21 protein-coding genes and 1 pseudogene are annotated in these 21,554 nt (G+C 60.2%); 5 read left to right on the plus strand and 17 right to left on the minus strand.

The annotated features are described in order from the left end of the window. Positions 1 to 235 precede the first annotated feature (235 nt). Together scpB (JG747_RS32560) and JG747_RS32565 are read right to left on the minus strand one after the other, a co-directional pair. Positions 236 to 958: an SMC-Scp complex subunit ScpB gene (gene scpB, locus JG747_RS32560; RefSeq protein WP_199201384.1), complete on the minus strand. Its 723-nt coding sequence runs from the start codon at positions 956 to 958 to the stop codon at positions 236 to 238. 5 nt (positions 959 to 963) lie between these two features. Beyond that, a complete protein-coding gene (locus JG747_RS32565; protein WP_199201385.1) occupies positions 964 to 1,986 on the minus strand; it encodes a DUF1403 family protein in 1,023 nt (340 codons plus the stop codon). Between the two features lie 398 nt (positions 1,987 to 2,384). Here JG747_RS32565 and JG747_RS32570 point away from each other — a divergent pair. Further along, a pseudogene (locus JG747_RS32570) lies at positions 2,385 to 3,334 on the plus strand (tyrosine-type recombinase/integrase). Between the two features lie 112 nt (positions 3,335 to 3,446). On the opposite strand, the gene repC reads toward JG747_RS32570, so the two are convergent. The 11 genes from repC to JG747_RS32620 form a co-directional block, all read right to left on the minus strand. After that, a complete protein-coding gene (repC, locus tag JG747_RS32575) occupies positions 3,447 to 4,652 on the minus strand; it encodes a plasmid replication protein RepC (protein ID WP_199201386.1) in 1,206 nt (401 codons plus the stop codon). A gap of 155 nt (positions 4,653 to 4,807) precedes the next feature. Continuing rightward, positions 4,808 to 5,830 (minus strand): plasmid partitioning protein RepB, encoded by a 1,023-nt coding sequence (gene repB / locus JG747_RS32580; protein WP_168992083.1) that lies wholly within the window; start codon positions 5,828 to 5,830, stop codon positions 4,808 to 4,810. Continuing rightward, a complete protein-coding gene (gene repA / locus JG747_RS32585; protein ID WP_136620912.1) occupies positions 5,830 to 7,026 on the minus strand; it encodes a plasmid partitioning protein RepA in 1,197 nt (398 codons plus the stop codon). The genes repB and repA overlap by 1 nt, the downstream gene beginning before the upstream one ends. Positions 7,027 to 7,484: 458 nt before the next feature. Then, positions 7,485 to 7,754: a hypothetical protein gene (locus tag JG747_RS37245; RefSeq protein WP_244748477.1), complete on the minus strand. Its 270-nt coding sequence runs from the start codon at positions 7,752 to 7,754 to the stop codon at positions 7,485 to 7,487. A gap of 78 nt (positions 7,755 to 7,832) precedes the next feature. Continuing rightward, complete coding sequence (locus JG747_RS37250; RefSeq protein WP_244748478.1) at positions 7,833 to 8,147, minus strand: hypothetical protein; 315 nt, start codon at positions 8,145 to 8,147, stop codon at positions 7,833 to 7,835. Between the two features lie 597 nt (positions 8,148 to 8,744). Continuing rightward, positions 8,745 to 9,029, minus strand: a complete 285-nt coding sequence (locus JG747_RS32595) for a type II toxin-antitoxin system RelE/ParE family toxin (protein WP_199201387.1) — start codon at positions 9,027 to 9,029, stop codon at positions 8,745 to 8,747. Next, the gene (locus tag JG747_RS32600; protein WP_128174847.1) at positions 9,026 to 9,304 is read right to left on the minus strand and encodes an antitoxin of toxin-antitoxin stability system; all 279 of its coding nucleotides are present in this window, start codon (positions 9,302 to 9,304) and stop codon (positions 9,026 to 9,028) included. The genes JG747_RS32595 and JG747_RS32600 overlap by 4 nt, the downstream gene beginning before the upstream one ends. A gap of 232 nt (positions 9,305 to 9,536) precedes the next feature. After that, on the minus strand, positions 9,537 to 9,746 hold the full coding sequence (locus JG747_RS32605; protein ID WP_199201388.1) for a hypothetical protein: 210 nt from the start codon (positions 9,744 to 9,746) through the stop codon (positions 9,537 to 9,539). A 254-nt stretch (positions 9,747 to 10,000) separates the two neighbouring features. Then, positions 10,001 to 11,146 carry a site-specific integrase gene (locus JG747_RS32610; RefSeq protein WP_199201389.1) on the minus strand — a complete coding sequence of 382 codons (1,146 nt, stop codon included), beginning with the start codon at positions 11,144 to 11,146 and terminating at the stop codon, positions 10,001 to 10,003. A 2-nt stretch (positions 11,147 to 11,148) separates the two neighbouring features. Further along, positions 11,149 to 11,670 (minus strand): GNAT family N-acetyltransferase, encoded by a 522-nt coding sequence (locus tag JG747_RS32615; protein ID WP_199201390.1) that lies wholly within the window; start codon positions 11,668 to 11,670, stop codon positions 11,149 to 11,151. Further along, a complete protein-coding gene (locus JG747_RS32620) occupies positions 11,667 to 11,948 on the minus strand; it encodes a type II toxin-antitoxin system TacA family antitoxin (protein ID WP_128174838.1) in 282 nt (93 codons plus the stop codon). Before JG747_RS32620 ends, JG747_RS32615 begins: the two co-directional genes overlap by 4 nt. 196 nt (positions 11,949 to 12,144) lie before the next feature. Between JG747_RS32620 and JG747_RS32625 the strand changes: the two genes are divergently transcribed. The 3 genes from JG747_RS32625 to JG747_RS32635 all read left to right on the plus strand — a co-directional run bounded on the left by JG747_RS32625 (position 12,145) and on the right by JG747_RS32635 (position 15,364). Continuing rightward, a complete protein-coding gene (locus JG747_RS32625; RefSeq protein WP_199201391.1) occupies positions 12,145 to 13,167 on the plus strand; it encodes a DUF1403 family protein in 1,023 nt (340 codons plus the stop codon). A 5-nt stretch (positions 13,168 to 13,172) separates the two neighbouring features. Next, a complete protein-coding gene (gene scpB / locus JG747_RS32630; RefSeq protein WP_199201392.1) occupies positions 13,173 to 13,892 on the plus strand; it encodes an SMC-Scp complex subunit ScpB in 720 nt (239 codons plus the stop codon). Between the two features lie 350 nt (positions 13,893 to 14,242). Continuing rightward, positions 14,243 to 15,364 (plus strand): DUF3800 domain-containing protein, encoded by a 1,122-nt coding sequence (locus JG747_RS32635; protein WP_199201563.1) that lies wholly within the window; start codon positions 14,243 to 14,245, stop codon positions 15,362 to 15,364. Between the two features lie 428 nt (positions 15,365 to 15,792). Here JG747_RS32635 and hxsA read toward each other — a convergent pair whose 3' ends face one another. From hxsA to hxsB, 3 genes are read right to left on the minus strand one after another with little or no spacing between them, the layout of a single operon-like run. Next, entirely contained in the window at positions 15,793 to 16,335 is a 543-nt protein-coding gene (hxsA, locus tag JG747_RS32640) for a His-Xaa-Ser repeat protein HxsA (protein WP_199201393.1), read from the minus strand. Further along, a complete protein-coding gene (hxsC, locus tag JG747_RS32645; RefSeq protein ID WP_199201394.1) occupies positions 16,332 to 17,432 on the minus strand; it encodes a His-Xaa-Ser system radical SAM maturase HxsC in 1,101 nt (366 codons plus the stop codon). Before hxsC ends, hxsA begins: the two co-directional genes overlap by 4 nt. Continuing rightward, positions 17,429 to 18,838 (minus strand): His-Xaa-Ser system radical SAM maturase HxsB, encoded by a 1,410-nt coding sequence (hxsB, locus tag JG747_RS32650; protein WP_199201395.1) that lies wholly within the window; start codon positions 18,836 to 18,838, stop codon positions 17,429 to 17,431. Before hxsB ends, hxsC begins: the two co-directional genes overlap by 4 nt. Positions 18,839 to 19,437: 599 nt before the next feature. Between hxsB and JG747_RS32655 the strand changes: the two genes are divergently transcribed. After that, complete coding sequence (locus JG747_RS32655; protein ID WP_199201397.1) at positions 19,438 to 20,811, plus strand: PleD family two-component system response regulator; 1,374 nt, start codon at positions 19,438 to 19,440, stop codon at positions 20,809 to 20,811. Positions 20,812 to 21,087: 276 nt separating this feature from the next. Here the strand turns inward: JG747_RS32655 and JG747_RS32660 are convergent, their stop codons facing one another. Further along, positions 21,088 to 21,531 (minus strand): Mov34/MPN/PAD-1 family protein, encoded by a 444-nt coding sequence (locus JG747_RS32660; RefSeq protein ID WP_202362408.1) that lies wholly within the window; start codon positions 21,529 to 21,531, stop codon positions 21,088 to 21,090. Positions 21,532 to 21,554 lie beyond the last annotated feature (23 nt).

Genomic DNA, 21,554 nt, shown 5'->3' on the forward strand with positions numbered 1-21,554 from the left:
CTCGCCTACGTCGCTCACGAGCGTTCTCTCTGGGGTCTCAAGTTGGGCTTGCCCGTGGCCACGAATTTTTGGGCGGCAGCGGTGCACAGGCCGCATACCGCTGCTTGACGCCGCTGATCGGATCAATGTCCGAAATTTGCCTACGAATTTCGGACATAGGCGCCTTGGCGCCAGATTGGCTATGGAAAAGCGGGACGCACCCGCAAAGCACAGCCATAGCGTCGCTCGCGCCGAGCTATTCCTCCATATCGGCTCCGGCGTTCGCGTAGGCGCCAGCCAACTCTTGCATGATGTCACCCGCCAACAGCTTTTCCTTGCTGAGTAGGCCGGCGTCTTCCAGCGCCTCGAAATCCGGCAGGTCGCGCAGCGTGTCGAGCCCGAACTCGAGCAGGAATTCTTTTGTCGTCACGTAGGTGTAGGGCGCGCCCGCCGTCGGGCTACGCGGACCGGAAGCGATCAGGCCGGCACCGCGCAGATGACCAATAAAATCGCGACTGATCTCCTTTCCGAAGAAAGACGACAACTCGGCACGGGTGATCGGCTGGAAGTAGCCGATGCACATCAGCACGAGCATCTCTGACTGCGTGAGGTCTACAGCACGCTCGCTACCGCCGACCGCACAGCGGATGGCGTCGGCATAGGCCGGCCGGGTCAGGTGCTTCCAGCCACCGGCGACGGCGACGAGGTCATAGGGTCGACCGCGCAGCTCCTCGCGGATGTCGTCGATCAAAAGGTCGATGCTGCAGCTCTTGCTGACGACCCGCGCAAGCACCTCACGTGTCACCGGTTCGCTGGCTGCAAAGATCGTTGCCTCGACGCGCTGCATCCATTCGCGCCAGCGCGCTTCCGGCGGTAGATGATCCAGCTCCCGGTCAAACAGCTGGTCAGCTGATCGCCGTTCGCCCGATCGACGCTCATCTGACCGGCTCCCACCTCGCCTGCGCACTGCCTCCGCCATGGTCGTCACAGCCCGTAGATGCGGAAGGTGGGGCGGCCCGACAGCTCGCGCACGGCACCGAGTTCGACCAACCGGTCGAACAGGCGGCGCAGGCCGCGATCGCTTATGCCTGCGATCCTTTCCGAGGCTACGACCGCATCATCGGACAGGAGCTTGTCGACGACAGCGCCCGCTGCCTTGGCCCTGAGTTTTGGCGCAACGGCAAGCAGCCGGTCCGCGCGGCGCTCGAGCTCGGCGGAAAGATCAATGCCGCGTAGCGCCGCGCGTGCCTGCGCGGCAAGCAGGTTTTTGGCACGCTCAGGATCTGTCGCAAGGCCTGTCGTCACAGAGCTGCCTGCCGATCGACGCGGGCGACCGCTTCTGCCCACGATCGCTTCGGCGCCCAGCAGCGGCACCGCATGTGCCCAACCCATCCGTTGCGCCAGCAGGGCATCGGCGAGCCAGGTCCCGACGGCGCGCGCAAAGCCGTAGTGTTCGGCGGCCGTGAACGCGCCGGTCAGCATGCCGATCGTTCCGATGCCCGCGGAAAGCTGCCGAAGATCGTCCGCCAGGTCGCTGACTGCGTCGTCGTCGCGGCGCAGACCGAGGTCATCCAGCGCCGCGCCGATGCTGGCCTCGGTCAGCAGTTTCTCCACAGGCGTGCCGGCCAGCCGGCGCCAAGCCAGCAGCATCGATCCGGCGGGACCGACGGACAAAAATTCGCCCGGTCGCGTGAGCAGCACGGCGTCGCGCAGCGCGCTTTCACCTTCGACGCGCCCAGCCTGCCTTGCCGTCACCGCTGCGGCGACAAGCGCCAGCCGCTGCCTCCAGGCGCCGGCCCATCGCTCCTGCCGGCGGACCACTGCATCGAGCCCGCCGATGGCGGCACCTGCAACGAGCGCGATATCCTCAACGTCTTTGCCCGCCACGGTTTGCGCATCGGCGACGGCGCGGCGCAGCCAGGTCGGGACGAGGACCGCCGGCGTGGCGATTGGCGCTCCAGGGAGCGGACCAGGGTGGCGCGAGAGGGATTGGGGCCGCAGAATCATCGAAAGCACGATGAATCATGGCGGCGCTTTTGGCAACAGAATTGGATAAAAAGCGCTGCGCTTGTCGGCACAATAAAACGAACGATAATGCATTATCGGACGTATGGCGCTAGCCTGCCAGAATCATGTTCCTGTTCACCCCAGATCGCTGGAAAAGCCCGCAAACGCACGCTTTTGCGGCGCTTGCTCGTCCTGGTTCAGCAGATTCTCGCACTGGTGCTGTGGACGGATCGGCCCAGATGACTGGATTCAGGCGCCTCGCCGCGGCAATTGTGCGTTCGCTCGCTGTCATCGAGACGGACCATTGCCGGCCGCGTGCGCTGCTCAGTCTGATCCAAAGTGAATCATCCTAATGGATACGAATCCACCAACCCATTGAACACGCATTTGGCAGTCTCATGAAAAACGGTCAGCCGACACCCGCCAAAATCGACCTCCCGCGTGCCGACCATCTGGATGGCGATCTCCCCGATATCGTCGACCTGGTCATGGAAATGGGCTCCTCAACGTCGCCAGCGCGTCTGGAAGCCCTCGTCGAGACCGCGACCGCCTACGCGAAGGCCGCCAGCTCCGAGAATACGCGAGACGCCTACGCCAAGGACTGGCGGCATTTCACCAGTTGGTGCCGTCGGGACGGGTTCGATCCGCTGCCGCCTTCGAGCCAGGTCATCGGTCTCTACATCGGTGCCTGCGCTGCCGGCGATCCGAAACGCGGCCTGCCATCGCTCTCCGTCGCGACGATCGAGCGGCGCCTCACCGGTCTCGCCTGGAACTTTACCCAGCGCGGGTTTGCGCTCGACCGCGCCGATCGCCACATCGCCGCCGTGCTCGCCGGCACCCGCCGCAAGCACGCAAAACCGCCGCGGCAGAAGGAAGCCGTGCTCGGAGACGACATCGAGGCGATGGTCAACACGCTCGGCCACGATCTGAGGGGCCTGCGCGACAGGGCGATCCTCCTCCTCGGTTTCGCCGGCGGCCTGCGCCGCTCGGAAATCGTCGGCCTCGACGTCGTGCGTGACGACAAGAGTGATGGCGCCGGCTGGATCGAGATTTTTGCCGAAAAGGGCGTGCTGGTGACGCTGCGCGGAAAAACCGGCTGGCGCGAGGTTGAGGTCGGCCTCGGCGCATCCGCCCAGACTTGCCCGGTCGCCGCGCTCGAGAGCTGGATCCGTTTTGGCCGCGCGCCGGCCTTGCCTCTTCGGCCGACATCGAGGAGCGCTACGTGCAGAAGCATCTCGGCCATGCCTCGGCCGAGATGACCCGCAAATATCAGCGCCGACGCGATCGGTTCCGGACCAACCTTACCAAGCGTCGGGGCTCTGAAAGCCCCCTCCCCTCAAGCGATTGAAGTCGCGAAGTAAAACCGACACTGTGCGGAACGTCCCGTGCGAATCTACCATCCTCGGCGCGTCGATAAATACGACCTGGCACGGTTATCAAGTGTGCGGCGCTCGCATTTCTCATCCTGCCATCCTCGCCGTAACGCCATTCGCCTTCAGTGCCGCCATCAGCATCGGCCCGACCGAAAACGCCCCTGCCCTGGCCTTGTCGGTCAGGACGCGCAGGTATCCGCCGGCCGAATTGATGTGCTGTGCCCGCTGGAGGATACAGGCAATCACGATCGCAGCGGTTTCCTGGCCCATCGTATGGCAGGCCTCCTCATACGCTGACGGCGAAACGCCCAGATATCCCCGCACTTGAGCCGCGGTTATCATGAGATCGCGCCAATTGCCGATCCCGTCGACGGCATAATCCGCAATTTCGGGGCAGGCCTTCAGCACCATCCCCAGCGGGTATGTTTTCGGCGCCTCTGCGGTCCTCGTCCTTGGCTCGACCGTCGCCCCGCTTTTCTCTAAAGCAGGTTCAAATTCAAAAGTAGAGTCGGTATTTGAATCAGATTGCTGCCGCTCGTTTTGTGAGTCATTGCCGCTCGGATTCGTGGAATCCATATGAATTTCCAGCAGCTTATCCACATCATCACGCAAGGCGGCCAGATCGGCAACGATAGGCTCCAGCTCGACTATGCAAGCTCGGCGCGGAATTGCCTCCACAACGCTGCGGAAGCGCTTCCACAGGCCTCCCCAGTCGCCCGGGACCTCTTCGTCAAGGGCCGCCTCTATCAGCTTGTGGATGTCCCGGCGGTGCAAGGTGATCCGCTCGCGCACAAGCCTGAGTGCCCTGTTGTCGGCGCGTACACGCTCGGCCGCCGCTTGGAACTCGTAAGCACGGGCCAGCAGCGGCGCCAGGGAGAAGCCGAATGCCTCCTCGATCTCCCCTCCCCTGCCCTTGCGGGCGTAACGCTTGCCGTTCGGGCTATCCCGACGGATGATCAGCCCGCAGTCGACAAGCGCGACCAGGTGCCGCCTGAGCGTGGCATCGGGCATACCATGCGCCCTGAGCGACAGCTGTGCGTTCGAGGGAAAAACGATGAGGTCGTTTTCCTCACTCAATTCGCTGTCAGGATAGAATGATAGCAACGCATTCAGCACGGCCAGGGCACGGTCGCCGATGCCGACAATGCTCTTGCCTTCGCAGAGGTTGCGGTAAATCTGCCACTTGTCGACCACCCTGCCCTTGGGGATTTCACGTGAATCGTTTTGCGCTGCCAGCATGGCAAGCGACATCGGCCGCCGCCCAAAGGGCGTCGTCGCAATACCCGTCTCCATTTTCTTTCACCCTCTATCAGGCAAAAGAAATCTGCTCGCCGAAACGACGCCAATGACTCTTGACAGTGATTCGGGGAAATGCGATTCTCAGCTTGCTTATGGTTGAGAAGGGCTTCCGCGACGGTGACGTTCGGGGGCCTTTTTCTTTTGCGGTTTCAGTCTCCAGTTGCTTCCTTGGTGGACATCCGGAAGGCCACATAGAGATCGTCCAGTTGTCCGGTGATGAACTCAGCGAAACGCGGCCCGTCCGGGGACTCAAGGGTGACGATGGCCTTTTTCGCGGACTTCTTCAGTGTAACGCTAACTGATCTATCCGTCGGTGCCCAGGAGTTGATCGGCCGTCTGGGTGCCGGAATCTTGCCTGAGGGTTTTCCCGCCAGATGCCGGGCCAGCATTTCTAATCGGTCATCGCTTGGAGCTGCTTTGAAATCGGGGGATGCCATCAATTCCTTGACGGCAACGCCCCCCTCCCTGACTTTCTTGGCAAGATCGTACCAACGGTCTCGGCCGCTGTTTTTGGCGGCTCCGATCACGTTGATGATTTCAGCCGGGATGTCCTTGGCGACAGAAATCATCTTCGAGACGACTGTTTTGTCGACTGACAATGCTGCCATGATGACTTCGCGGTCGTAGCCGTTGCGCTCTAGGTTGCCAGCAAAAACGGCCTTCTCAATGAACGAGAGATCAGCCCGGGCGCTGTTTTCCTGGCCTTGGGCGATAACATGGTCCCTATCGTCCAGTTCCTTGACGACCGCCTTCACCGGTCTCCCGAGCGCCTTAGCAGCCCGTGCCCGCCGGTGGCCAAATACTGTCATGTAACGGCCGACTACGCCCGGATGTGGACGCACTAGGATTGGACTATCCTGCCCCCTCTGCCGGATGGCTTCCACCAGATCGTCAAAGGCCTCCTTATCATCACCTATGCGATCTGAAACGAACGAGACGTCGATCGTGTCAGGATCGAGTTCGATGACCGTAGCGCCTTCAAGGAGTCGAGATTCAATGTCTTTTGCCGCCTGCGCCTTCTCGGCTAGCTCGTCGATCGACCTCGTAATGGCTCCGAAAGCACCGCGGCTGCGGTTTCGCTCCATTGCTGGCGAGAGATCACTCGCCGGATCTGAGTTGACTGCGGTCAACTTTCGATCCGTAAATGAGGTCAGCAAGTTCTTCCTGGACATCAGCGCCCCCATGCCTTGTGGATCAACTCAGTTATCTCAGAGTTGACGCGATGCACCGATTCTATCGCGCGGTCATACGTTGACCGGGTGAACTGGGAGCGTTCGACCTCGTAGAGCGTCTGCTTCGTTATCCCGGCATCGGAGATCGCGGTACTTTTCAGCATCTCGCTGACGAGCACATGCTGCTTGAACAGCGATCGCATGAAGGCGACCATCTGGCTTTGGGGGCCGTCGGTAGGCTCGTAGCGGGTAACAAGGTACCGAAGCCAGTCGAGCCGCATGTTGGCTCCCGCCCTCTTCAGGGTGCCCATGACCTCGCCCATCATCAGCAAGAACTGGCACATCGACATCACATCGAGCATCTGTGGATGCACGGTGATCAGGATGCCGGTAGATGAAGAGAGCGCCGTCAGTGTCAAATAACCGAGCTGAGGTGGGCAATCGATGACGACAACATCGTAGTGGTCTGCAACATCCCCCAGGGCTTCGTCGAGACGTCCGAAAAAGATGCGGCCCATGGAGCCGTCCTTTTGAGCGAGGGCCAGGGGAGTATCGTATTCGAATTCCTGCAGCTCGAGATTTGCGGGCACGATATCGAGATTCGGGAAGTTGGTCTTCTGCACTAGCGCCGACAGCGGCTTTCTCTCGTCGTCATAGCGCAAGGCTTCGTAGAGGGATTCATTGTGGTCGATCTCCGGCTGGAAGCCGTGCAGAGCGGAAAGCGAGGCCTGCGGATCAAGGTCGATGGCTAGAACTCGGTGCCCGGTCAGTGCCAAATGCTGCGCCAGGTGGGCTGCCGTCGTCGTTTTTGCGGAGCCGCCCTTGAAATTGACGACCGCAATTATCTGCAGGTGTTCCGCGCTCCGACGGTGTGGAACATACTTCGCTGCCGCCCGGCTGTTTCGATCCAAATACTGGCGCATCTCCAGTAGCTGCAGGGCCGTGTAGGACCGGCGGCCGGACGGTGTTACCATCGGCTGCGGCCCCTTCCCTTCGAGAGACAAATTCTTGAGATACCCGCTCGTTACATTGAGATATTGCGCAGCCTCCGACAGCTGGAACGGTCGCAAGGTTTTCTGTGCATTCGGCGGGAACATTTCGAGCCGATGTTCGTGCAGCATTGCAGAGAGGTCATTGGCCTGCTGGGTGATTAGCAGATCGACCTCTGCGATCTCTTCCCGGATTATCACATTCATCGAAATCTTCCGCACATGCGTTTTGAAAGCCGTTACGGCCCACCAACCGCATGTAGCTCTGATTCTCTCGTTCCGGCAACAAATTTAATATTAACGAGAGGTTAACAGAGATGTCGCCCCCAGTTGACTGCAGTCAACTTTGTCTGCCGGATTCGACTCACGTGAAACTACTTACCCTAGCCATCATGGACGAAGGCCCCTGACGTAGGCCCCCGCGTGACTACCGCTGGCCTTTTGGATTTATAGTCCCGGAGCCGCAGCTAAAGGAGATTCGCGATATCGTCGTCGGAGAGGATCTCGGCCAGAAAGTCGCGCCGGTCGAAATCTCACCACCGCATCGAGCGCCTCCGCAAGGCGCAGTTTATGGTCGATTACGTGCCTTCGGCAGATGTTCATCCGTCGACGCTTAGAACAGATAGCGCCGGTCGGCCCAGGCGAGCAGCACTGCGGCATCTCGATCAGGCGCAGCCCTTGACCGATCGCCTCGCCGGCGTCCGGATCGACCCAGTTCCGTGCGTCATTAGAAAGTACCAGGCGAAGGGCAGGCTAATCTCGACGTCGATCGCCTCGGTCCGCTCCATCAGCCGGTGCGCCGATATGCTTTCTTCCAACACCAGCTTCTCGGCAGGCAATTTGAGCGGCCGCGGGATAAGACCGATCTCGAGCCGGCCACGATGCTCAAGATCTTGGATGTCAAAGGCCCAATGGTCAAAGTGCCGTGGATGCATGCGCTCGACCGCTCCCAGTCGGCAAAAAAGAGGTTCGGCTCTCGCGCGGCATGAAATCGGACCAGTCCGGATTGGCATCTAAAAACGCGGCGTCGCGAGTGCCGTCGAGGCCGACCTCACGGATGATGGGTTTTCGAGTTCGGAACGGGTCGCCTCGCGCTGTGCCTGGTCGATGCGCGCTCTGCGCACCGGGACACTCCTCATGTCAACGACGCCGCCGGTGGCGCGGGTGCCTAGCCGATAGAACGGGCCGGCGAGCGTCAGTGCGCCAACATCGGGCTCGCGTTTCACCCAGGACGGGTCCAAAAGATCGTCGGCGGTATAAGGGCGATAATCTTGGTCAACAACCGGACCGGCCAGAACCTCGACTTCGCGGCCGAGCGAGAGTTGCACGAAGTCGGCGACGCCCGGCCCGGTCGGTGCAAAGGCGAAGGCGCTGGCGCCGCGCCATTCGGCGAACTTCTACCCGTCCTCGCGATACCGGTTTCAGAAGGCGGTGAGATCGCCGTTAGTTCGGCCAGCTGCCTCTCGACCCAGGCGCGATCGTCGCCGCAGCGCGTGCCGTCAGCAGCGATAACGGCGTGAGGGTTCCGCCAATAAGGATCATCGATGGTCAGGACGGTGAAGGCAAAACCTGGAAAGGCCTTGTTGGGGCAGGGCGAGCTGGGCATCGGCCGACTGCCCTCCTGAGGTGCGAGCTCGGCCTCGACGGTGGCGGGTATCGGGCAGGCGGATCGGCTCTACTGTCATTCGGGCGCTCCTCGCATGCAGGTGGTCCACTCAAGCGAGGCGAGTGAATTCATTAAATTAGGTCGACGAAGAGCAACAAAGCCCTGCGTTTCAGAGCCGCCCAGGTGAGAATTCTCGCTGATCCTGGCGGCGAGATCAATCACTGTCGCTAAGAGCGAAAGTGATGAAACGCTTTAGCCTACAGTTTCCGATTTCTATTGAAGCGCCAGGCTGAAATTCCAGCCCGAATTTCCCCATGCCTTACTCTTTCGTCGGCGGCCAGCGGCGAGCTGTATGCACCAGGGCCAGCACCCACAAGTTTTCGCCTTCGACTTGGTAAACCAGACGGTAGCTCTCATGTGGAATCAGCTCGCGCGTGCCGCTGATTTTTCCGGTGCGGCCGAGCCTGGGGAAATCCGCCAGCCTCGCCGCCGCGTCGCTGAAAAGCTGGTCCATCCGAGCGGCCGCTGACGGGCTGTCGGCCGCAATGTAGTCCCAAATGTCGGCTCGGTCCTGTTCGGCCTCTGGCGTCCATACGACCCTCACGCCTGGCTTGCCGTCTTGGCACGCCGGGCGGCGAAGTCAGCCTCGATCTCATCATTCGTCCGGCCTCGGCCGGCACGCATCGAGGACCGCGCGACCTCGACCTTGCGGCGGAGGAACTCGTCATACTCCCGCTCTTCGCGCCGGCGCTCAATGTAATCACGCATCAGCTCGCGAACCACCTGCGATGCCGGCCGATGGTCGGCTTCGGTTTCGGCCATGAAGGCGTCGCGCAGCTCCGGTTCGAGCTTCATCGTGAAAACCGCCTCTTTCGGCATGCTTGGCCTCCTGGGGGCTAGATACTCATGAAGTATATACGTTGGCATCACCAGCCGGCAAGCCGGCAACGACTGCCCTCCTTTGAGAATCCGCAGGACGCGCGAGGCTCTCGCGATGCCGCCGAGGCGGATTCAGCGCAGTTTGAAGTCATGATGGCTGGATCGATTTGGGAGCGCGCGTACCGGCCGTCGTTTCCGTTGGCGCAGTCAGTCGTGCCGGCCAAGCGGTGGTTCATTCGTCGCCGGCGAGGCCGTCGAACGCCTCCATCAGCGCATCGACGATCGCCTGGCCGAGCGCCTGTGCTGTCTCAGCGATCTGGGCTTCGTTTTCCTTGCGGGCCGCGGTGGCGAGTTCCGAACCCTGATCCGTCACGATCGCATTGGACCTGTCGATGGCCCATTGCGCAAAATCGTTACGGCTGTCGATGATCCTGGTTTCCACCGATGCGCGCTCCTGCGTTTACGATTTGTTTGGCCAATTCGGGTCAGGAGCGCGATGGGTATTGCGTTCGCGCCAAAACACTCCTCGAGGCTTGCAGCGTCACGCTCTGGGCAAGCCGTTTCTCCTCGCGCAGCCCACGATATCGGCCGATACGGACCTATTTTCCGTCGTTGAGACTGATCATGCCGGGCTTTTGACGGGAAAGCACTCCTTGTTCGATTCAAACGGGGAAGGGAGGGGGCTTTCCCGACCTCCTACAGGCCACTCGCCTTGGTGAGATTGACCCGGAATCGGTCGCGGCGCCGCTGATACTTTCGGGTCATCTCGGCCGAGGCATGCCCGAGCTGCTTTTGCACGTAGCGTTCGTCGACCTCGGCCGAGGAGGCGAGGCCCGCGCGCAGCGAGTGCCCGGAAAATTTCATCTCCCGCTCGCCCTCCGACAGATCACCGCGCACCCCGCCCGCCAGGGCGGTGCGCTTGACCAGCCGCGCCACTTCCTGGTCGTTGAGCCGCTCGGCACCAACCGCCTTGCCGTGCCCCGTGACACGCCGAAACAATGGGCCATGCGCGATGCGGGCAAACTTCAGCCAGGTCTCGAGCGCGACAACCGGGCAGGTGGCGTCGGACGAACCGCGGCCGATCTCGACCTCGCGCCAGCCGGTCTTGCCCCTCAGCGTCACCAGCACGCCCTTGTCCGGAAAAAACTCGACCCAGCCGCGGCCGTCCTCGGTTTGATCGCGGCCAAGATCGAGGCCGACGATTTCGGAGCGGCGCAAGCCGCCGGCGAAGCCCAAAAGCAGCATGGCGCGGTCACGCAGGCCGCGCAGGGTGCCGCGGTCGAGCGTCTCCAGCATGGCGATGAGATCGTCGCGCAGGACGGCCTCCTTTTGTCGGGGAGGGGAGGCGTGGCTGTTGCGAATGCCGGCCAGCACGGTGGCGATGTGGCGGTCTTTTCTATCCAACGGTTGGCCACGCTGCGTATAATTCCAGGTCAGGGAGGAGAGACGGCGTTCGATCGTCGCCACTGACTTTTTGTCGCGCTCCGATCCCGAGGCCTGAGCCGTGATGTAGAGGCCGACGGTCTGCGGATCCGGCGGCAACGTGTCAATAGACTGGCGACGGCACCATGCGCAAAAATGCTTCCAGTCGGCGGCGTAGGCGCGGCGGGTGTTTGCTGAACTGGCTGCCTCGACATAATCCCGAGCTCGATCGGCGAGCTTCTCGAGATGCGCCGGCAGGCGCGGACCATCATCCGCATGAAGTGCGGCTGCCGGAAGGGCAGGGGCGGGGGGTTCCGTGTCGTCGCCCATCGCATCAAGTCCCATGGCACGGACAATCTCGACCACGTCCGGTAGATCGTCGTCCTGTCCGGCGCCTTTGGAACTGTCGGTGGCCGTCATGATCAAAGCCTCCCGCCACGGCGAAGCGCGGCCTCGAATGACGCCAACGGCAGGAATAACGACAAAGGACGATCCTCCAGACCCAGGGCGCCGTAGGATCGATACCATGCCGCCACACGCTCATTCTTGGCATCGATGAACATCAGTGTTCCGCCAACCTCGGCCGCTGCCCGAATGCAGCGCAACGCCGCGGCAAGCAGCAACTGGCCGCCCAGTCCCCCACCTTGGATCGACCGCGCCACGGCGAGGCGCGCCAACCGGAAGCCGCCGATCTCATAACGGCCGATGCCCTTGCGGAATTTCTCCGGCACGCGCTCGAACTCCGCAGCGGCGGGGCTCAGCGTGTAGAAACCGAGAATCGTTGCGTCTTGTTTTGCCACGGCAAGAAATGTCTTCGAGGCGCCCCGCTCATGGTTGCGACGCGCATGGACACGAAGAAATTCATTGAGGCCGGCATCGCCGCAATCGAAACTGTCGCGGTCGTGCCGGGCGACGGGCTCTTCGCCCCAGGGCGGCAGGCTCATAGATCGGCGGGCAACGCCCGCGCCGCCGCGATAAGCTTCTCGTTGGGGGCGGGCGGGTTCTCCAGCGCCTCCAGAACGCGCAGTCCGTCGCGTTCGGACAAAACGATTCGGTCGTTGCGCTTGATAATCTCGCGGGAGGCGTCGAGGACGGTGCGCAGGACAAAATCCGTTATCCCGGCGGCGCCCGCCAACTGCGTAGCGCGCAGGATCACCGCCTTGTCGGCGGGCTTGATGCGAAACGACATGCGCTGGCTGTCAGGGACGGCGGAGCGGGGCATAGGGCGAATCCTTCGCTTTTCTGAGGCTTGACTGTATGATTTCGGGGGCATGGCGTCAAGATGTACAGTTTCATGCGGTACATGTCAATAACGAACGATAATGCAACATTATCATTCGTTTTATTCTGTCGACAGGCGCAGCGCTTTTTGCCTATTTTCGTTGCTAAAAGCGCCGTCATGATTCATCGTGCTTGCAATGATTCTGCGACCTAAACCCTCCCCGCGCCACTATCTCACGCTTGTCTCTGCCCCTTCGATCGCGCCGACGACAACGGCGCCGGCCTGGCTGCGCCGCGCAGTCCCCGATGCGCAAGGCCTTGCGAGCAAACACGTAGAGGATGTGGCGCTCGTTGTCGGCGCTGCCATCGGCGCGCTCGATGCGGTGGTCCGCCGGCAGGAGCGTTGGGCCGGCGCCTGGCGGCAGCGGCTGGCGCTTGCGGCGGCCGCGGCAACGGCAAAGCAGGCCGGCCGCGTCGAAGATGAAAATGCGTTGCGGGACGCCGTGCTGCTCACACGCCCGGGCGTTTTTTTGTCCGTCGGCCCTGCCGGATCGATGCTGCTTGCCTGGCGCCGGTTGGCCGGCACGCCTGCCGAGAAACTGCTGACCGAGGCGAGCATCGGCGCGGTGCTGGATGACCTCGGTCTCCGCCGCGACGACGACGCAGTCGGCGAACTGTCAGATGATCTTCGACAGCTTTCCGCGAGCATGGGAATGGTCGACATGCTGACCGGCGCGTTCACGGCTGCCGAAAGATATGGCTTCGCACGCACCTTCGGATGTTGGCTCGCCGACGCCCTGCTAGCGCAACGGCTGGGTTGGAGCCACGCTGTGCCGCTGCTGGGCGCCGAAGCGGCCTTGGGCACAAGCGTTCGCCCGCGTCGATCGGCAGCCAGCTCTGTTGTGACAGAAATTGAGGCAGATCCTGAGCGTCCCAAAAGTCTGCTTGCCGCGCAGGCGCGCGCTGCGCTACGTGCGATTGATCTTTCAGCCGAGCTTGAGCGGCGCGCGGAGCGCCTGATTATGGTCGCTCCAAAACTCCGGGCCAAGGCGGCGGACATGGTCGTCGAAAGACTCCTCTCCGACGACGCGGTCGTCGCTTCGGAGAAGATCGCTGGGATGAGCGACCGCGGCCTGCGCCGCCTGTTCGACAGGCTGGTCGAACTCGGCGCCGTGCGCGAGCTGTCCGGCCGCCCGACCTTCCGCATCTACGGGATCTGAGAGCGATGGTGGAAGCAGCGCGCAGGCGAGGGGGGAGCCGGTCAGATGACCGTCGATCAGCTGACCAGCTGTTTGACCGCGAGCTGGATCACCTGCCGCCGGAGGCGCGTTGGCGGGAATGGATGCAGCGCGTCGAGGCCACCATCTTCGCGGCGAGCGAGCCTGTTGGTCGCGAGATGCTCGCCAGGATCGTCGGCAAGACCTGCAGCATTGATCTCCTCATCGACGACATCCGCGAGGAGCTGCGCGGCCGGCCTTATGACCTGGTCGCCGTCGCCGGCGGCTGGAAACACCTGACCCGGTCGGCCTTTGCCGATGCCATCCGCAGTGCATTTGGCACAGCCGCTGGCGGCGGTGGGCGTGCCGTGGACCTGACGCAGTCAGAGGTGCTGGTGCTGATGTGCATTGGCTACTTCCAGCCGATCACCCGCGGAGAACTATCGAGCTTTTTTGGCAAGGAAGTTTCTCGCGACCTGATCGGCCACCTGCGCGGCGCTGGCTTCATCGCCTCCGGGCCACGCAGCCCGACGCCGGGCGCGCCATATACCTACGTCACGACAAAAGCTTTCCTGCTGGAGTTCGGGCTCAACACATTGCGTGATCTGCCGGACTTCGAGTCACTCGAAGACGCTGGGTTGCTGTCGAAAGAGAAGTTGCTGGCAGGCGACATCATGCCAGAGTTGGCTGGCGCCCACGAGGAAGCCGGAGCCGATACGGAAACATAGCTCGACACGACCGAAGCCGTGGCTGTGCTTTGCGGTGCATCCCGTTTTTCCATAGCCAAATCGCTTTAGGAATAGCGTCAGCGAGGGTTGTTCAGTCCGAAATTTGTAGGCAATTTCGGACATGAATCTGATCAGCGCCGTTTGTCGGCCGACAGGCTGTATGCGCTCGGCCACGACGAGGTGATGCTGCGCATGGCGGGGTAGCTCCGCCGGGAGACCATTTTACTGAGCTGTGCAATACTGCGGGCGAGGGCTGCTTGTAGCGATCTGTCTCGATCTCTACATTCGGCGACATATCGCCAGCCAAGTTATTGCTCCAATGCGGCCCCCGCTTTTTGAGGACTTCCACGGTGTTTTATTTCGTCGACGAAAGCGGCAATACAGGGCTAAACCTGTTCGACGCGAACCAGCCGAAGCTCTATTACGGTGTGCTGGGCTGCCGCGCGAATCTCGACGTCATTGCCGAGCCTCTGCTGAAAGAATTGCGGCGGGATCTTGGGGTTAAACGCCTCCACGCCAATGAACTCGGTGTCGGCCGTCTGACGCCAATCGCCGAAAGATTAGCCCGGTTCAGCAAAAAGAACGATCTGCGGTTTTCTCTCTATAAGGTTTCGAAGCCGGACCATGCGATCATCACCTTCTTCGATCAGGTTTTTGATTCGGGCTTGAATGACGCCGTTCCATGGCATCACTATTGGACGCCCATGCGGTATGTCCTGTTATTCAAGGTGTCGTTCCTATTCGACGAAGACTTGGCGAAAGAGGCATGGAGTGCCAGGCGCGAACAGAACCCCGCACGTTGTGAGGAGAAGCTCAGGAAGCTTTACGCGGCCCTCCTCGAGCGCATAGACCGATTGCCGGATGCGCGATCAAGGGAGCTTGTGGCGGGTGCTATCAAATGGGCAGCAGCCAACCCCAAAGAGATCAGCTTCGGCTCCAGCAATTATGAATCGACGTTGCAGATATCGCCGAACCTGATCGGTTTTCAGTCGGTCCTGCAGGCGATCGCCACACAATCCAACGCGCAAAATAGCCGGGTCAACCGGATAACGGTGGATCGGCAAACGGAGTTCAACGGCGCCCAAGCAGAACTGGCCGAATGGTACCGGAGATTGCGAGGCCATAAGTCCGATATGGGTCCCGGCATGCCCAAGGCCGATTACTCGCACATGCCGGAAACGCCGCCTGTGTTCATGCCAGGAGATGAAAGCGCCGGTCTGGAGTTGGTGGATGTCACCCTTTGGTTGGCAAAACGGTTGGAGGAGAAAAAGCCGATTTCTCCCGAACTTCGTGCATTGTTCTGGTCGCAGGCCAAACGAGGGATGACGGATGAGGTTTCCTTGAAGGCCTTGGACAGAAGATGGCGCCATCTCGCGCATTTGCCTGAACCGGAGAACCCCCTTCCGGATGAACTGGTGAAGATCTTGGACGAGGCGGAGGAGAAGCGACGTAAGATCGTGAGCGCTCTATGATCTTACGTTTCCGGAAGCAGCTTCGGAAACAGCGCGTCCAGAACGTCCGCCGGAAAGCGTAGCGACACTGGGCCCTTGGGCGTTTCCGACGCCAATAGACCGAGCCCGATCACGTCATTGAACACGCGACGCGCCGTGCGTTCAGGCAGTCCGCTAGACTAATGCGGGATGCCTCGCCGCGGTCAAACTCACCGCGCATGCGCCTCATCTCGATCATTCCTTCCGACTTAACCACCTGCCGAAAGCAGACTCGTTGTTAGCGATGCTGACGTTGGGATTGCCGTTTGTGTTGGCCCTGAGATCAGTCTCGCGGTTTGCTAAAAGCCAGCATCGTCGCAATTTGGTGGGTGGATCTATCCGTCGAAGAATGACGGGGACGCCAGTCCGGGGTAGTCCCGCTGTTTGCTCAAATGAATCATTCGGTGAAATTAATCCGCTGTAATGCGCAAGGCATTTAGTGTCTCCGGCGTAATGGTGCCTGTTACCTTCAGATTGTAATCCGACTGCATTTTCAGGAGCCCAGATCGCATCGCAGGGCTCATCTTTCCATCCAACTCGCCATTGTAATAACCGAACGACAGCATCGCGAACTGAACCTGGAGGACGATCTCCTTGAACTTGGCAGCGTTCCCGGGAAGCACGATCAGAGGTGCTGCAGCCGGGGCAGTGGCGGTCGGCGCCTGGTAGATTGGCGAGGGCGGTTGATACACTGGTGCCGGAGCCTGATAGACGGGTGCGGCCGGCGGGTAGTAGGTGCCGCCTCCCGTAGAGGATCGATGGCTGCTGTGGGAGCTGTGGCTCGAGTGCGACCTATGACCGGCCAATGTGAACTTGTGATCCAGCTTGAAAATGTCGAACAATGATTTCGACTTGCCTCCATCATTGAATGGAGCGATCGGCATTGCGGTGCTCTCGATTGGCATGAAGCCGGCTACGAGCAACGACGGGATAGTAAAGAGCCGCTTTCTCATGTGACGCCGAACCTTTCATACCCATGCGCTTTGGGGTGCCATTCGAAGAAGCCGCCGCAATCGTCACGCAGTCCGCAACCAGCGCACTCCGAGACGTAGGTTCGCTTCCAGTCTGAAATCGTCGACGGAGCAAATGTTCTGTAGTTGGGCGGAAGAGTACATAGCGGGAAATTATACAGCATGGCGTTGATTCCGCGGCTGATGGCGAGATCGAGCGCCTTTCCAACCGTGTCAAAACCTCTGGAACTGTCGAAGAACAACGAGTCCCAGTTCTGCCTGCCGTAGCCGATGTTCTCAAGCTGCATGATCGCCCACTTGTCGACGAACGGCAGCGATGTCGTCACGAACCCGGCCAGATCCGCCAGACCGGCTGCATTCGGCTTCATAAGCACCGTACGCAATTCGATTTTTGCGCCCGCCTGACAAAGGATTGACAGGCCTTCTCTGACTTTGTCGAACGCGCCTGGCTTTGCCACGATCCGGTCATGAACGTAAGGATCGCTCGAGTAGACAGGAACACCCCAAAGGACACGATTTAAATCCAGCTCGCCGAGCTTAGCCAGGTCATCGCGGTCAAAGTGTTGCGCGTTGGTCAGAACGTGGAAATCAATGTCGGGCCGCTCTGCTAGCATTCGTCCTAGGAATTCCAGCAGCTCCGATTTGAACAGCGTCGGCTCTCCGCCGGATAGACCAATCGTTGCGTTTTCTGGCGAGAGCAGGACTGCCGTCTCAAAATACGGGAACATGTCGACATGCTGCTTTTTCGGTGGCTGCGAGCACATCAGGCAAAGCTGGTCGCACCGTTCAGTGACCAGCAGTGTGTTGTGACGGGAATTTGCCCGGATAAGACGGTGTGCAGTCCCACGTCGAGGCACAACGAACAGCACGTCGCCATTTACATCACTGGCGTCTATTCCGAAGACCCGGAGGGTTCCCGCTCCGCTCGAAAAGTCTGCGCGTTCGCCGGTTGCGTAACCCAGCACGGCATCGAACGAGCTGAGCGTTGGCGTGTCGTGGGCAACGCCCTCGAAGGACCGGAGCCGAACCACATATGGATCGATCGCGTCAGTCTCGATTTTGAGGCGAAGCGGGATCATGCGTGGACCGCGACCATGTGATCTCCCCAGGACGGAACTCTGGCCCATTTGGCGACGGATCGCCGAGCTGCGTCGTCGCGACGCGTCATCACCTGTACGACTTTGTCGAATATAGAAATATGCCGTCTGCAGAACCACGTCTCACTGCGAATGAGATCGATACGGCCGTCGCGCGACAAATCGTCGACGACGTCAGTGCCGCAAAAAGGCTGATAAACACAGTGGATGCAGTCGGCATCGAAATTGTTGATCGATGCTCGATTGAGGAGCTGCACCTTTTGCTGATCGATGCCGCCGGTCACTGTTCCAATCGAGAGGTCGACACGCCCGATCCGCGACAGCATCCTGGCTTCGTCCGTCGGATACAACTGCCCATCGTAATCGACAACGATGTAGTCGGACGCGAAGAAATTCGGATTGCGAAGATCGACGTGGTCGTCGGTGCCTGATCTCAAAAATCGCCGCAGGCACTGGCTGAAATAGTACTCTTCAACGTATCGGCCAGTGCGTTGATTACGCTCTATGAGGTAATCGATGAAACCTGAGTGGAGTGCGTTCCATTGAGCGATCGCATTGGGATCGCTCTTCCGCCTGCGCGCAAAGCCTTGGTGGTTTATCGGCCGCAGATATATCGACTGTATCCCATGGCGCTCGAAGTTGCCTACGAGATCTTCGAAATCCGGCGGACGCTCCACATCGATGGTTGGCAGGGCGGACACCTTGCCGGGCCCGAGGCGCCTCACACCTTCAGCCATGTTTTCGAAGAAGGTGTCCGTAGCCAGGCCGTCGCCAGTGCGCTGCCGGGTATGCGTCTCGTGGTTCCCGTCCAATGACGTGCTAACGAACGTGTCCGGTTGATCAAGAAAGGCCCACTCCACCTCGCCCATGCGCTGGAGGTTGGTGCAAACGACAAACTGGCTGCGCGGAAATTTTGAACGGGTGAAAGCCCGAATTTGCTCGAGGAGATCAACGCGAAGCAAAGGCTCCCCGCCCTGAAACTCGATCTTAATGTCCGGACTTTTCAAATTGCCGATGAAGTCGAGGGAGGCGTACAATGTTTCGTTGGACCAGTCGAAGCCCCGCGCGGCCTCAGGGGCCCGGGAAACCTGGCAATAGCCGCATGTCAGATTGCAACGCAAAGTCGGGACGAGAATGAGATACGAGAGCTCTTGCTGCTTCGATTGCCTGCCCGCCCAACGATAGGCAAAGGATGTCCAATCAGGATCGCCTTCGCGTTCAAACGTATGTCCATTGCCTCGAAGAAATCTCAGGTCGTCGGGTGAGAGCGCATCGCGTGCGTATCTCCCTAGAAACTCGCCGCTTCCGAGAAAGAACCCACCGGCATCGTCGCTAAACAGGAGCGTTCCGTTCGGGAGATCTCTAAATTTGAGCGGCCACACGGTCATCTGGCGGTGACCGCCCCGATCAACGCATGTCGTAGCGGAAGCGTTTCCAAGTAGATCTTCTCACGATAGATGGCGTGAAGGACGTTCTTTCGCAGATCGTCTAGCCTGTCCGGCGGAAGCTCTTCTACCGCTACGCCCTGACTGGAGGCCGAAAACCGCAGCGACGGATATTGGACTTGTAGTCGCATTAACGCGCCTTCCACAAAACGCTGAAAGTCTTGTGGAATCTCGATTGTTGCCCGTCCTAAAAAGCGCGCCGCCCCCACGTACCAAGTCCTCCCGCCCAACAAACTATACCCAAAACTCGAGTATGGGAATTAGTGCAGTTCAACTTCGATTTTTCAGTGAGGACCCGATATCACTGATGGTCGGGGTTGTTGCTGAGAGGACGGCAGTTTTGCGCCTTCTTTCGGCCATTGACGTAATCACTACCGCAGCCTCAAAGCTGACACCACGCGCCATGGCACTGGCAATCCTATTTTTGGAAATACGCGCACGGGAGATGGTGGTAACACTGTTGGCCGAACGCACGTCTAGTGCTCGGTGTTTGCATCTATTGTAGTCGATAGTGTTAAATTAAACTCTAGTCCGGGCTTGTCATGACCGCGCGAATCCTCGTCGTCGACAGTATCTCTGCCAATGTGCGGTTTCTCGAGGTCAGGCTATTGGCCGAATATTTTGAGGTGCTGACGGCGTCCAATGAGTTTGATGTCATCGAGACCTGTGAAAACGGCAAGGTTGATGTGGTACTGCTCGACGTGACGATGCCCGACATGGACGCGTTCGTGGTCTGCAAGCGACTGAAGAGCGGTCCGGCGACTTCGCATATCCCCGTAGTCATGATCACCGCAATTGACGAGGTTACGGATCGCGTGCGTGGCCTTGAGGCCGGCGCTGACGATTTCCTGACCAAGCCGATCAACGACCTGCAGTTGATGACGCGGGTTAAGAGCCTAGTCAGGCTGAAGTTGCTGACCGATGAACTGCGCCTGCGGGTTTCGACGACCCACGACATCGGTATCGAGGATCTCTTGAACGGTAGGTCCATGTTTGATGGAGCGAATCCGAAAACGCTTCTGGTCGACGAGCGCAAATCTTCCTTCGAACACATCCAGAAAATATTGTACGGTGAGGCCGAGCTCGACATTGTCACCGATCCGCATACCGGCTTCTTCCGAGCTGCCGAAACACCGTATGAGTGCGTGCTGATCTCGACCGCCTTTGCCGATTTCGATCCGCTACGGCTGTGCTCGCAGTTGCGTTCGCTCGACCGGTCCCGCTTCCTGCCGATCATCCTGCTGGCTGACAAGGGCGAGGAGGAGCGCATAATCCGCGGCCTCGAACTCGGCATTAATGACTATCTGATGCGGCCGATCGACCAGCAGGAGCTGACGGCGCGGCTGCGCACCCAGGTGCGCCGCAAGCGCTACAACGACCAACTGCGCGCCAGCGTCACCCAGACCATCGAGATGGCGGTGATCGACCCTGTAACAGGGCTGCGCAACCGACGTTACTTAGACAGCCACCTACAGACCCTGTTCGACCGAGCCGTGGCCCGCCGACGTCCGCTGTCGATACTAATCACCGACGTTGACCTCCTGAAGTTGGTCAACGACACGTACGGTCATGATGCAGGCAGCGACGTCTTGCGCGAGTGCGCGCGCCGGCTGCACAAGAATGTGCGCGGTATTGATCTTGCATGTCTATACGGGGGCGACGAATTCGTCGTGGTGATGCCGGATACCAACTGTGCAGTGGCGGAAAAGGTTGCGGAACGCATTCGCGTCGAAATCGCCCAAATGCCGTTCTCCGTCGGCTATGATGGCAAAGCGATCGAAGTCACGGTCAGCATTGGCGTGTCCTCTATCTTCGTGGGGGCCGATACTGTTGCCGGATTGATAAAGCGCGCGGATATAGCCCTGTATGAAGCGAAGACTGGCGGCCGCAATCGCGTGATCGTCCATCTCGATTAATTTGTTCACGGCCTGACGATGTCGTGGACTTGACGCCTTTGTATATGCGGAAGTCAGTTGCGAGCGCTTAATCGAAACATAGGTAGTTCATTAATCTTCCACCCCGGTGGCCCGTCTTTAAGCTCGAGGGTTACGCCATTCTGACTATCAGAGGGTCTTGGGTTGGCGCGGGGTTGTGGGACAGCTGGCGCGGACATGTCGCTGTGGCTGGGTTCGACAGCCCGCCGGTCGAGCCGGATGACATAGCCTACGAAGGGCCCCTACGCGGGCAATTCTTCATGGCAGGCTCCCTACCGCGGCCAAGAATGCGCTAGGCTCGCTGTCCAGAGGCACGGCCTCCACGACCAAGCCGCGTTCGCCGACCCCCCACCAGAAGCTCTCCCATCCGCCAATCAGGAAGACCAACGGGTTGGAGTTCTTCTTCATGATATCGGCCCACGTCTGTCGATCGCGACCAGAGGGCGTAGGGTGGGGCTCGGGGTGAGTATGCCACTCACCAACAAAGGTTTCGGTCCTGCCGCTCGCATGCCATGCTTTCAGCGCCGCGGCTTGGTGGCCGGGATCCCGCCGGTCAAAGCAGTAGCGGCTGCGCAAATCGAGCGGCATCGGCACCGTGCACCCCACGACCTCGACATGGCTCCCACGATAGCTGCCGATCAGGATACCCCCGGCCTCGCTGCGCCGTTCATCACCGATAAGAAACGTGCCGATCGTGGCCAAGACCACGTGCGCAACCATCACAT

This window comes from Mesorhizobium sp. 131-3-5 (assembly GCF_016756575.1).
Classification (GTDB): domain Bacteria; phylum Pseudomonadota; class Alphaproteobacteria; order Rhizobiales; family Rhizobiaceae; genus Mesorhizobium; species Mesorhizobium jarvisii.

Excerpts from the sequence above, each read along its gene's own strand:
- scpB (WP_199201384.1), bottom strand. The coding sequence starts at position 958 with ATGGCGGAGGCAGTGCGCAGGCGAGGTGGGAGCCGGTCAGATGAGCGT.
- JG747_RS32565 (WP_199201385.1), bottom strand. The coding sequence starts at position 1,986 with ATGATTCTGCGGCCCCAATCCCTCTCGCGCCACCCTGGTCCGCTCCCT.
- repC (WP_199201386.1), bottom strand. The coding sequence starts at position 4,652 with ATGGAGACGGGTATTGCGACGACGCCCTTTGGGCGGCGGCCGATGTCG.
- repB (WP_168992083.1), bottom strand. The coding sequence starts at position 5,830 with ATGTCCAGGAAGAACTTGCTGACCTCATTTACGGATCGAAAGTTGACC.
- repA (WP_136620912.1), bottom strand. The coding sequence starts at position 7,026 with ATGAATGTGATAATCCGGGAAGAGATCGCAGAGGTCGATCTGCTAATC.
- JG747_RS37245 (WP_244748477.1), bottom strand. The coding sequence starts at position 7,754 with ATGCATCCACGGCACTTTGACCATTGGGCCTTTGACATCCAAGATCTT.
- JG747_RS32600 (WP_128174847.1), bottom strand. The coding sequence starts at position 9,304 with ATGCCGAAAGAGGCGGTTTTCACGATGAAGCTCGAACCGGAGCTGCGC.
- JG747_RS32610 (WP_199201389.1), bottom strand. The coding sequence starts at position 11,146 with ATGACGGCCACCGACAGTTCCAAAGGCGCCGGACAGGACGACGATCTA.
- JG747_RS32615 (WP_199201390.1), bottom strand. The coding sequence starts at position 11,670 with ATGAGCCTGCCGCCCTGGGGCGAAGAGCCCGTCGCCCGGCACGACCGC.
- JG747_RS32620 (WP_128174838.1), bottom strand. The coding sequence starts at position 11,948 with ATGCCCCGCTCCGCCGTCCCTGACAGCCAGCGCATGTCGTTTCGCATC.
- JG747_RS32625 (WP_199201391.1), top strand. The coding sequence starts at position 12,145 with ATGATTCTGCGACCTAAACCCTCCCCGCGCCACTATCTCACGCTTGTC.
- scpB (WP_199201392.1), top strand. The coding sequence starts at position 13,173 with ATGGTGGAAGCAGCGCGCAGGCGAGGGGGGAGCCGGTCAGATGACCGT.
- hxsA (WP_199201393.1), bottom strand. The coding sequence starts at position 16,335 with ATGAGAAAGCGGCTCTTTACTATCCCGTCGTTGCTCGTAGCCGGCTTC.
- hxsC (WP_199201394.1), bottom strand. The coding sequence starts at position 17,432 with ATGATCCCGCTTCGCCTCAAAATCGAGACTGACGCGATCGATCCATAT.
- hxsB (WP_199201395.1), bottom strand. The coding sequence starts at position 18,838 with ATGACCGTGTGGCCGCTCAAATTTAGAGATCTCCCGAACGGAACGCTC.
- JG747_RS32655 (WP_199201397.1), top strand. The coding sequence starts at position 19,438 with ATGACCGCGCGAATCCTCGTCGTCGACAGTATCTCTGCCAATGTGCGG.